10 protein-coding genes are annotated in these 10,904 nt (G+C 63.8%); 1 reads left to right on the forward strand and 9 read right to left on the reverse strand.

Translation table 11 applies throughout. The features are described from left to right. Positions 1-86: 86 nt before the first annotated feature. From cas2 to cas6, 9 genes are all read right to left on the reverse strand, one after another. Positions 87-359: a CRISPR-associated endonuclease Cas2 gene (gene cas2, locus AOZ13_RS11875; RefSeq protein WP_044957276.1), complete on the reverse strand. Its 273-nt coding sequence runs from the start codon at positions 357-359 to the stop codon at positions 87-89. Beyond that, positions 356-1,351 (reverse strand): CRISPR-associated endonuclease Cas1, encoded by a 996-nt coding sequence (cas1, locus tag AOZ13_RS11880; RefSeq protein WP_021780686.1) that lies wholly within the window; start codon positions 1,349-1,351, stop codon positions 356-358. The genes cas2 and cas1 overlap by 4 nt, the downstream gene beginning before the upstream one ends. Next, on the reverse strand, positions 1,348-1,971 hold the full coding sequence (cas4, locus tag AOZ13_RS11885; protein ID WP_020221136.1) for a CRISPR-associated protein Cas4: 624 nt from the start codon (positions 1,969-1,971) through the stop codon (positions 1,348-1,350). Before cas4 ends, cas1 begins: the two co-directional genes overlap by 4 nt. A gap of 1 nt (position 1,972) precedes the next feature. After that, positions 1,973-4,123: a type I-D CRISPR-associated helicase Cas3' gene (cas3, locus tag AOZ13_RS11890; protein ID WP_020221135.1), complete on the reverse strand. Its 2,151-nt coding sequence runs from the start codon at positions 4,121-4,123 to the stop codon at positions 1,973-1,975. Then, positions 4,120-4,851: a type I-D CRISPR-associated protein Cas5/Csc1 gene (gene cas5d / locus AOZ13_RS11895; protein ID WP_020221134.1), complete on the reverse strand. Its 732-nt coding sequence runs from the start codon at positions 4,849-4,851 to the stop codon at positions 4,120-4,122. The genes cas3 and cas5d overlap by 4 nt, the downstream gene beginning before the upstream one ends. 4 nt (positions 4,852-4,855) lie before the next feature. After that, positions 4,856-5,842 (reverse strand): type I-D CRISPR-associated protein Cas7/Csc2, encoded by a 987-nt coding sequence (gene cas7d / locus AOZ13_RS11900; RefSeq protein ID WP_020221133.1) that lies wholly within the window; start codon positions 5,840-5,842, stop codon positions 4,856-4,858. 2 nt (positions 5,843-5,844) lie between these two features. Further along, complete coding sequence (gene cas10d, locus AOZ13_RS15335) at positions 5,845-6,282, reverse strand: type I-D CRISPR-associated protein Cas10d/Csc3 (RefSeq protein ID WP_020221132.1); 438 nt, start codon at positions 6,280-6,282, stop codon at positions 5,845-5,847. Next, positions 6,279-8,774, reverse strand: a complete 2,496-nt coding sequence (gene cas10d / locus AOZ13_RS11910) for a type I-D CRISPR-associated protein Cas10d/Csc3 (RefSeq protein WP_021780687.1) — start codon at positions 8,772-8,774, stop codon at positions 6,279-6,281. Before cas10d (AOZ13_RS11910) ends, cas10d (AOZ13_RS15335) begins: the two co-directional genes overlap by 4 nt. A 387-nt stretch (positions 8,775-9,161) precedes the next feature. Further along, positions 9,162-10,010 (reverse strand): CRISPR system precrRNA processing endoribonuclease RAMP protein Cas6, encoded by an 849-nt coding sequence (cas6, locus tag AOZ13_RS11915; protein ID WP_020221129.1) that lies wholly within the window; start codon positions 10,008-10,010, stop codon positions 9,162-9,164. Positions 10,011-10,184: 174 nt separating this feature from the next. On the opposite strand from cas6, the gene csa3 reads away from it, so the two are divergent. Next, entirely contained in the window at positions 10,185-10,817 is a 633-nt protein-coding gene (gene csa3, locus AOZ13_RS11920) for a CRISPR-associated CARF protein Csa3 (protein ID WP_020221128.1), read from the forward strand. The last annotated feature ends 87 nt before the right edge of the window (positions 10,818-10,904 follow it).

Here is a 10,904-nt window from a genome sequence, read left to right on the forward strand (position 1 = left end):
AGTTTTCTCTGGAGACGCGAGAGAGTGGGGATCGTTCGTGGACCCCCACCGTACACGTCTTTGAAAAAGGTCGACGAATGCTGACGTCAGATGACGTTCGATTGCTCGTCCGGTGGTTCGGTTCCGAGATCTGTCGTCGCCTCTTGGCAGGCCTCGCAGAGCCGATACAGCCGGACTCGATCCCCGTCCGCCGGTTCGATATGTCCCTCGAGTTCGTCTTCGAGTTCGACCCGCTCGCTCTCCGATACGTCGAGTTCGAAGACGCTGTACTGTCGCCACGCCCCGTATCGTTCCAGCGTTCGATAGACGCGACGTCGGTTCGAGTCGTCGCTGACGTCGTACGTCACTGCGAGCCTCATCGCGACACCTCCAGCGCGTGGTAGTCGTCGAGCTCACCCGTGATCGCTTTCCGGAGGAGGATCACTTGCTGTCGGATCGCCTTTCGACGACTCACGCGGTACTCGAAGTGCGGGTGCGTCAACTCTTCGTCCATGTAGCCGTCGAACTTGTCCAAGTACGCTTGGAAGCCGTCGTCGGTAAGTCGGTTGTCGTTCCCGAACTGATCGTGCGTGATCGTCCCACGGTTGATCAGGCGCGTGACGAACGCGTCACAGAACAGCGGCCGGAACTCCTCCTGGAGGTCGAGCGCGAGCGACGGTCGTCCGTGCCGATCGGCGTGGAGCACGCCCAGGAAGGGGTCGAGGTTGTAGCAGCGCAGCGCGCTCAACACCTCGTTCTTCATCATCACGTAGGTCAGCGACAGCAGCGAGTTGATGTGGTCTTCGGGCGGTCGTTTGCTGCGCGTTTCGAACGTCCAGTCGTCGACGAGCGTCTCGTCGAGTCGGCCGAAGTAGCGTTCAGCGGCCTCGCCCTCGATTCCGCGGAGGTCGTCCTTGTTCGACGCGGTCGAAACGCGTTCGCCGAGGTCCTTGAGGACGGTCGTCCCTCGGACGCCCTTCCGCGAGAGGATCGTCCGCGCGTTCCTGACCTTCGCCGCGATCATCGCCTTCGCGATCGCCAGCTCGTCGCCGTCGTCGAGCGCGTACTGCGCGCGGCGGACTTCGGCGATCGTGTTGCGCTCCGGGACGAAGCTCCCCCGATACCGCCCGTTTTGCGTGAAGTAGTTGAGCACGATCCCGTGCTCGTTCGCCGTCGCGACGAACGGTGTCGAGAAGTTCACGCCACCGAAGACGTTGATCGTGTCGAGTTTCTCGACCGGGAACGACGCGAGTTCGCCGTCGTCGCCTTCCACGTCGTAAACGACGACCTGACCGCCGTCGATACGGACCTGCGAACCCTGCGTCGTGACGTAGACGACGGAGTCGTCGAACATCCCTTGGCTCTCTTTCACGCCAAATCACCCGGTGTCGTTCCCTCCCATCCGGTCCCTTCGGCATCGGACGGCGAGAGGAGTGCCGTCTCGCCGGGCATACAGTACGTCCTCGCTGAACACGCCTCGCATTTCGACTGGTTCTGCGTCAACGGCGGGATCGAATCGACCGTCATCGACTGAATGCGTCGCAGTATTTCCCGGACGGTCTCGCGGTGGTCCTGCGTGATCCGGATCGAGTGACGCGTGTCGGTCGAGTAGAGGTAGATATACCCCACGTTCACGGGTTCGTCGATCGCGTCTTCGAGCAGCATACAGTAGCCGGCGAGTTGGACTTCGTCGCTCGGATAGTACGACCCGCTCTCGGAACGCTTCCGTTCGACCGGGGTCGGTGTCCCGTCCTCGGTGTCGACGAGGTCGATCTTCCCGTGCATCCCGAGGTCATCAGAGCGGAAGTACCGCTCCGTCACCCAGCTCCCGCGATGGGATGCGTGTTCATGCTTCGAGCGGCCGTCGACGAGTTCGTAGGGTTCGCCGATCTCGTCGTAGTACCGCTGGTAGTAGTACCGTCGGGGACAGTAGACGAACTCGTTCAACGCGCTCACGTAGACGAGTTCGTCCTTAAAGCTCGAACCCGTCATCTCAGAGATCGATCCCCAAGCTCTCCAAGTCCACGGCGTTCTGCGACTCTTGGACCGCACAGTGGAGGTAGAGCGCGTCGACTCCGAGCGCAGCACACCATTGTTCGTCACCGACTGTGAGCGGGTAGAGGAAGAGGAACGTTCCGAGGTCGTACTGATTCTTGACCTGCCGTGGATGTTTCGCGACCGCGTAGCAGAGCACGTCGATGTCCTCACGCATCTCGTCGCGGAGGTGTTCGATCGACGTGATTCGATCCGCGCCGTCGGGGTCGACGTCGATACTAATCCCTCCGAGTTCGCGCGGCTTCCGTGTCTCGTCGTCAACGCCGTCGCCGGCGCGTAGCCAGCCGTAGATCTCGGAAATAGCCTCGAGACGGACGCTCCGTCCGTACCTGTCGTCGTTCGTTTCGATCGTCCCGTCGTACGTGCAGTAGCCCGTGACGTACGGCGCGAGGTGAGAGACGTCGCCGGCGTGCTCGTCCGGGACGACTTCGTCGAATCCGGGACGTGAGAAGAACTCGACGTCGCCATGTCGCAGGAGGTAGAACAGGTCGTACGTCTGTATCGGGTCGTCCGCGCCCGGTGTCCGATCGTAGACGAGCGCTTGGAGCGATCCACCGCGGTACCACTGTAGCGTCCGTTCGACGGCGCTATCGATGACGTCGGCGTGCGCTTCGACGTCCGACCGGGTGAGCGGTGGGTCGCCACCGCCGAAGTGCCGGAGGATGCGCTCCCATCCCTCCTCGCGGATCTCCTCGGCACGTTCCGAGTTGGCGTCGCGAGCACGACGTTCGATGTGATGGTGGGCTTCGGCCGCCGAGTATCGCCAGTCGAACGATTCGAACTCCCGGGGGTCGTGATAGGCGTCTTCGAGCATTTCGACGAGCTGTGTACGTGGGACACGCCCCTCGTGCTCGATCTCCGAAAGCGACGCGGCGACGGTCGATGGGACGTAACAGCGGGCGGGTTGTGGCTCGGATTCCGTTCGGAGGCGGCCGAGACGCTGAACGAAACTCGCCCGATCGGGAGCCGAGAACACGAGGCGGTCGACCGAGAAGTCGATCCCGACTTCGACGGCGGAGTTGCTCACGAGAACGTCGAAGCCGTCGAGTTTCTCCTCGAGGTCGCCACGGTGAAACCCATCGATGCGAACGACGGTCCGGTCGTCGAGTGCGTTCGAGAGGCGGGTGTACACCTCGTCCACCTCGTGAATCCCGTCGAGGATGAAGACGGTTCGTCCGGGCTGCCGGGCGAACGCTTCGGTGTCGTCCCAGTCCTCACCGAGCAGTTCACTCGCGGTGTCGAACGTCGACGCCGAACGGACGTCGAGGTCGACGGGTGGCATGACTGCACCCCACCCGTTCGTCGGTGTCTCGTCGAAGGGGCGCTCTTCGGTCGTCTCCCACTCCGTCGTCACGCGGTGATACGGCGCGCTCATCGCCTCCTCGAAGCGGTGTTCGAGACGGGTGGTTGGCGTCGCGCTGAGGAGGACGATCTTCGAGAGCGCACACTGGAACTCGGGGAGGTCGTACATCTCGTCGAGCGAGAACAGGAGCGTGTTCTGCTCTTTCCTGCCGGCACGGTGGAACTCGTCGACGACGACTGACTCGAACTCGTTGAGTTGTCTGACCCGGGATCCGGAGTCGCCGGTGCGCCCGTAGATGTGCCGCCGCATCATCACGAGGATGTCCGGGTTCGTCAACACGAGTACCGGGTCTTCGCGCTGATACACGTACGTCCGGAGGAGAGCGCGGAGCCGCTCGCCGTTCGTCTTCGCGTCCGGATACTCGGCCGCGTACCGCGTCCGGAGCGTGTCGGCCGTGATCGGGAGCACCGCGACGTCAGACCCCCGCTCGGGGAAGCTCTCGTCGAGTTCGTCCGTGAGTTGATCGTACTGGTCGTGGATGAGCGCGTTCGTCGGGTAGACCGCGAGCGCGTGCTCGCCACGTTCGATGACGGGCGCGAGCCACGACATCGTCTTCCCGCCGCCGGTCGGGCTGTCGTTCACCGCGAGGAACTCGTCCGAACTCCGGAATAGCTCTCGGAGGTCCTGCTGGTGGGCGTACGGTTCGAATTCGGGATCTTCGATCGGGTACTCGGGATCGTCGTGCCGTCGTAGTTCGACGCCCGTGAGGGGGAGTGTTGTCCTCATCGTTTGGTCTCGAGGAAGGTCGCGTCGGCGGGGAGCCGAACGACGTCGTCGTCGTCCGGATCCGACGCTTCGAGTTCGACGTACGCGCCCTCGTAGGCTGCCTGCATCACGAGCGGCGTCGGTCGCATCCGTTTCGTCACGAGATTTCCCACCGGAGTGAGGGCCGTGTCGTACGCGCCGATCGGGTGGCCGAGGTCGAACTCACCGTCGCCTTGCGAGACACCGAGTGGCTCGGTCTCGACACGGGCTTTCCCGCGTTTCTTCCCGAGACGGATGTAGCCGGGGACGCGCGACTCGAGTTCACTCGCGCTGAGGCCACGTCCGAGCAGGTAGCACGTGAGTTCGTTCCCGTGACCGAGCACGCGGCGACGACCATACGTCGGGAGGTTCTGCTTCGCGTCCGGGTCTTCCTGCGCCGAGTAGTTGATCGTCGCGTAGTCGTCGGTGCTCGTGTTGTACGTCGACGTGATCCGATTAGCGAGCCCCGCCCCGGGTGAGTCCGACGGTGTCGCCGGCGTCACGTACAACTCCTCGGCGATCGCGTCGGTGTCGTCGAGATACGTCGGCTCGAACGAGCGGTCGACGTACCGGCCGGACGCGAATCCGAGCGCGTAGTAGAGCGCCGTGTTCAGGAAGTACGGCTCCGTGTCCGCGAGACGACCGACCTCGCGACTCGCGAACCATATCTCCCCCTGCGTCCGGAGCGTCACTTCGAGTGCTGCCGTCATGCCCTCAGGCGGTCTGTTCGAGGAACGCGCGCGAGGCGTCCAGTTGCGTTTCGAGGACGTCGGCGAGCGAGTCGCCCGTCGCGGCTTCGAGCAGGTCGTCGACGGTGTCGTCCGGGATGCATTCGAGGTCGAGCCCGCCGCGCTCGGCGTCGACTCGGTCGTCGAAAGCGGACTGGAGGAGTTCGCCGACGAGCTGTGGGTCGTGCGCCGCCGCCGTGATGACGTCCTGAATCGAGCCGGCGGTCGTCTCGTCGCTGTCGCGGAGGCGGGTGACGACGTCCCGAGTCAATCCGAGGTTCGCCGGCCCTTCTTCGCTCCCGGTGTAGACGCCGAGGATATGGTTCTTGACGCGGCCGAGACGTGACGTCGCGGCACCGTAGCGCTTGTTCTTCGCCGTGATCCCTAAGACGAACGCGAGTTCCTCGGGCGTCGCATCACGGAGCGTGATGACCGACGGGAACAGCGTCCCGGGCTCGAAGAAATCCGGTTCGCGGATCGTCGCTTCGGCAGTCTTGGCGTAGTCGTCGCCGGGCGCGTTCTGGAACTTCTCGTCGATCGTCGCGGTCGCGTCCCGAAGCGTGTACGCGGTGTCGTACATCACACGGGACGTGATCGAGAGCTGCTGGTCGGCGTCGTCGCTCGCGGCGCTCCCGTAGAGGATGCACTCGACGCAGTCCTGACACATGCCGTTGACCTGCATCGTACACTCCGTCCCGAGGAGGTCGCGCTGCAGGGACTTCCCGAAGCGCCGGTCGCTCCCCGTCTGCTTGCGCATGAACATCAGGCCCGGCGAGTACGTCTCGCGGTCGTCACCAGACCCGACCGCGACGTTCGCGAGGTCGGCACTCTGCCCGTCGGTCGTGAAGACCGCGTGGCTCTCCAGTTCGCGCAGGACGAGGACGTTCGTGAAGTTGTTCTCCGGGGCGATCGTCATCTCGTCTCGGGAAACGGTGCCACGCTCCAGTTCGGGGTAGGTGTCGTAGTCGAACATCGTCAGTTGGTCTCCGTCGTGTCGTCAGTCGTCTCGCGCTGCAGCCGGATCGTCGCCGCGTAGAAGCCGTCCGCGAGGTTGTTCGCTCGCCGCTTCAACAGCGACGGCTTCCCCTCACAGCGGTCGGCGAGGAGTCGCTGCGCGAACGCGTCCGCGTACCGCTCGATACGCTCGTTCAGTTGGTCGCCGCTCCGGCTCTTCTCGGCGGGGACCGGCCACACCTGTTCGCTTCGTTGATGGAGTTTTTCGAGTCGGCCGGCGACGAGAAGTGCCGCCTCGTCGGCGCTCAGCCGAAACTCGTTCGAGTCCTTCACCGCTTTCACGGATTCGCGGAACACCCGTTCGATGGCGTACGGCTTGTCGTTCCCGTACGTGGGCCGTATCGCATCGTAGGCGAGTTCCGCGAGTTCGCTCACGTCGTCCTTTGTCGTGTTCGTCATTCGTGGATCACTGTCGTCGTATCCGCGTCGTTCGTCGGGTTTCCGTACCGGTCGAGGTAGTCCGCTTCCTCGAGCAGGTACCGTGCGGCCCCACCGTCATCGGAATCCTGCACCGCCCGTTTCAACAGGTACGACCCGGGGAGCGGCTTGTTCCGGACGATTCGGAGGTACTTCGCAAACCGAGCGTCGTCGCGGGCGAGCTCGTAGCCGAGTTCGATCAGCGCCGCGGCGGCACCGAGCCGGTTCCGGAGCTTCGAGAGCGGGATCTCTCGGCCGTAGAACCCGTTCACGGTCGTGAACCCGGCGTCGAGCGTCACCATCTCGGAGAAATCGCGTCCCCGGACCTCCGGAATCGGGGACTGTGAGACGTACGCTCGCAGCCCCATCGTCGACGCGACCGCGAGACCGACGAAGACGCCGAAGAACTGGAACTCAGTCTCGTTGTCCTGTGGCTTGTAGAACGAGAGCGTCTGCGTCCCGAACCCGGCGTCGGGATCGAAGCCGTTCTGGAGCTGCTCGATCATCGAGCGTCCACCCACGTCTTCGGCTCGCGTCGCCTCGCGGAGGACCGTCGATATCGACTCGGAGATCGGCGTCTCGTCCGCTCGGTCACGATCTTCGGTAGTCGTGACGTCGAACATCGCGGAGGCGAGACGACCGACCCGGGTCATCGCCTCCCCCGTGAACCGCGCGAAAATCTCGTCGGCGTAGAGATCCCACATCGTCGGCGTGTAGAAGTAGTCCGGCACGAGATGGACGAAGAGGCGACCGGCGTCGCGTCGACTCGACCCGGTCTCGCGGAGGGAGAACTCGATCTGACACGGCGTACAGACGAGGAGTTTCTCGGGCTGGCCGGCGTCGGCGGGGATCCGATTCGAGTACCCCGCTTGGAGCGTCGTGAGCGACTTCGGCGCCTTCATGTCGCCCTTCCGGGTGCTCGTCGTCCCGCGGTTGCAGAACGTACACGTCTTTCCCCGCCGAGTCGCGTGGTGCGCCTCGAACGGGTCGGAGAGTTCGTCCATCTCCGCTGTCGGCGGAGACGCCTGCCCGCCGACGCGGAGGACGTCACCGATGTACGCCCGGAGTTCGGTCTCGAACTGGCCCGCGTGTGCACCCATGACGATGTCGTCCCACCCCTCGTCGAGCGCGTCGAGGTTCGTGATGAGGAGTTTCGCGACTTCGCCCGGAACGTCCTGCCAGTGGTCGCGACGCGCTCGGTCCGCGATGTGCTGACCGACCGCGTACGCGTAGTCCCACTTCCCGCCGGCCGTGAGATCGACGGCCTCGTCGTCGCGGATCTCCCGGAGGCCGTCGAGGACGCCCTCGTCGACGTCGAAGAGCCGACACGTGACGGTGAGGGCGTCCTCGTCCGTCAGGCCGGCATCGACGAGCGGATCGACGAACGCGCGTTTGAACGTGTACACCAGCCGCGCGTATCCCGGGGCGACTCGCGTCGTCGCGTCGATGTCGATCGGGAGGCGCTCGTTCAGCGTCTCCATCGTCTCCGCCATGCTGTCGGTCGGATCCGAGTCGGGGTCGGCGTCCTGTTTCGCCTTCACCGCGACCGCGTAGAGGAGGTTCCGTGCGCCCGCGTAGAAGAAGTCCTGATCGTTGATCGTGTAGAACCCATGCGACTGCGTCGAGAGGTTGTCCGCGAGCGCGTCGTGGTCGTCGTACGCGGGGTGCGAATCCCCGATGTCGGACTGGAGGCGGTCGTAGACGTCACCGATCAGCTCGTCGTCGACTGTCATCTCGGCGTCCTCATCAGTCAGGTAGACGCAGCCGTCCTGGTAGATGAGGAACCGCTCGTACCCGAAGCGTTCTTCGAGAACGTGACTGACCGCACCGTTGAGGAGGTTGGTGAACACGCCCTTCACGTCGTCGAGCGTGTGGTGCCGGAGTTCGAGGTCGGTTCCGGGGTACGCGACCTCCAAGCCAGTCTGGTTCCGCTCGACCGTCGCCGCTTCAGGCGTCTCGCAGGACGCGAACGCGTCGGCGAGACGGACGTAGGGACGGAGCCGATCGTACGTCCGGGTGGAGTGCTCCGGGTTCGAGTTCCACGTGTTCGCGTGGTCGACCGCGCACGCGTGGAAGGTCTCGATCCGAAGGTCGGGTGCGAACGAATCGACACCGAGCGCGTCGACGAGGTCAGCCACCTCGTCCGCCTCGATGTCGTACTCCTCGTCCATCTCCTGCTCGCCGCGGAGCTTGTGGAGATCGTGAACGGCGAACAGCGCGACGACCTTCCGAAGCTCGTCGTCGCTCAACTCGTGGGCGTCGAACGACGGCGCGATCTCGTTCAGCCACACGATGGCGAACACGCCGTTCCGGACGTGGTTGAGCATCGACTGGTCGGTCAAGCCGTATTCGACGCTCTTCGCCGTCTCGAAGGACCACCCGACGTCGAGGAGGTGGGGGTCGACGTCGGCGAGGTACTCCGCGAGGACGGGGTGAAGGTCCCGATCACCCCAGATAGATGTGCTATCGGACACCGGTGTTCCTCCTGTATGACCTTGACTGGTCCCCGGCTCGAGCGAACACGCTCCCGTAGGGAATATCGTATCTTTCGGCCGTTGATCGACCAGCCAGTCGAAATCGTCGGTCTACTGGATATCGATACGACTGGGTTCCCCTTCCAACGCGGAAATCCACGCTCAAACGTTCCACGAGTCCGGTGTCGTCTGATGCCCTTAGCTTGGTCCTAGCTATCATGCTGCTCGGCTTGGAGAACACACCGGAGGCACTAAAGTCTAGGGTGGCGCTTGTATGGGTAGCGCTATGAAGAACTTTTGAGTACCTCGGGGAACGTACTTCTCGGCGCGACCCGCAAAGAAATCCGAACGGAATTGAAACCTTGTATGGGTCGCGCACGTACCCGATCATTCTTTCATCTCCACCGAAATCGTCCCACACCCGCGGGAGACGAATCCGCCGACGCCTGCGTACTCGCCGAAGAGTGCGAGCGCCGTGACCGCGGTCCGGATGGCCTCGCTCGCGCCCTTGAATTTGTACGTACAGTCGGCGGTGAAGCCCTGTCTGAGGATGGGACCGCCGTCTTCGCCGCGGTTGACGAGGACGCTATGCGTCTCGTAGCTGCGCGCGGCGGGTTTCTCGATGAGGTTCGTCTCGAAGTCCTCGCGGGTCATCGCGAGGTCGAGTTCGTCTGCCCGCTCGTCCGGGATCGTCGACGACCATTTTCGCAAGAGCGAGCGGAAGACGCTCCCGCGGTGGGGGAACATCGTGGTGATCTCCCCACTCTCCTTGACGCACGTCGGCGTCTCGAAGCGGACCTCGATCTCGAAGGTGTCGTGGGTCCGGTCGACGATAGTCGAGGCTTCGGTGAGGAGGTCCTCGTGGGTCGCGTTCGTGCTCGCGAAGTCGCGCACGCGGAAGTCACCATCTGCGAGTTCGAGCGTGTCGCCGCCGAAGACGAACGCGTCGGCGAGCGCTTGGAAGACCTCTTGGTCGCGCGGGTCGGCGACGCCCAGTTTGAGGTCGTACGTCTCGTCGCGGAGCACGCGTTTGTGGTGGTCGCGGTGGCTCCCGTCGAACGTCCCGAGGAGGCCGCTGTTCGTCAGACTCCCGATCGGGGAGTCATGGACGCGCGTGCTGACGTCCCCGTCGACGTCGTCGAGCGCCGAGAGGACCGCGCCGTAGATCTGGTAGCCGTTCGCGGTCGGCACCGGGAACGACTCCTCCGGCTCAAGCGTTAAGTCGACCCGACGCATGACACCTCACAACGGTAGGCGGTCGTGTGTCGATTCACGATCACATCTGGATCGGTAACCCTCTTGAATCTTTTCGTGATTCCGAAAACGTATTCATGTATTCGGGATCGTAACCGGACTATTACGCGATCACGAAGCCAAACCGTTTAGTCGAACTCGACTGCAATCGGACGTATGCGCACGTACGTCTCCACGATCGGGCACTATAGCCCTCGGGTGATGCGCCCGATACTCGATAACGGCCTCGACGCCGACGACGTCGTCGTTCTCCTCCGACCGCGCGGCGACACGAGCGATAGGGCGAAGAGCGCGATCCAGGACGTCGAGCAGACCGTCAACGAACTCGGTCCCGGATCGGACATCGTCGTCGAGGAGGTCAGCTACGAGGCGTTCGAAGCCGCTGTCCTAGAATGCGTCGACGTCTTGGAAGCCGCCGAGGGGACCGTGGTACTCAACTTTGATGGGGGTCCGCGGGAGATCTTCCTCCCGCTGACCGTCGCCGCGATCGCCCGGCCGGACGTCGTCGACCTCGCGCTCCAGTTCAGAGACGTCGACGAGGAGATCGAAGAGATCGACCTCCCGAACCTGATGAGTCGTCCGTCCGACGCGACCCTCGACACGCTCCGGTATCTCGTCTCCATCGACGAGAGTACGACACTTCCTCGAATCTCCGATGAGACGGGGAAATCGAGGAGTACTGCCGGCCGACACCTCGACGCGCTCGAATCTGATGGCGCCGTCGAGACGTGGATGGAGGGCAAAACCCGCCACGTCGCACCGACACTCGCCGGCCGACTCCGCGCGTGAGAGCCAAGCTTCGTCGACCCTTTTCAAAGCCGTGTACGGCGGGGGTCCACGAACGAACCCCCCAGTATCGCGTCTCCAGAGAAAACT

The organism is Halarchaeum acidiphilum MH1-52-1, assembly GCF_000474235.1.
In the GTDB taxonomy this organism is placed as follows: domain Archaea; phylum Halobacteriota; class Halobacteria; order Halobacteriales; family Halobacteriaceae; genus Halarchaeum; species Halarchaeum acidiphilum.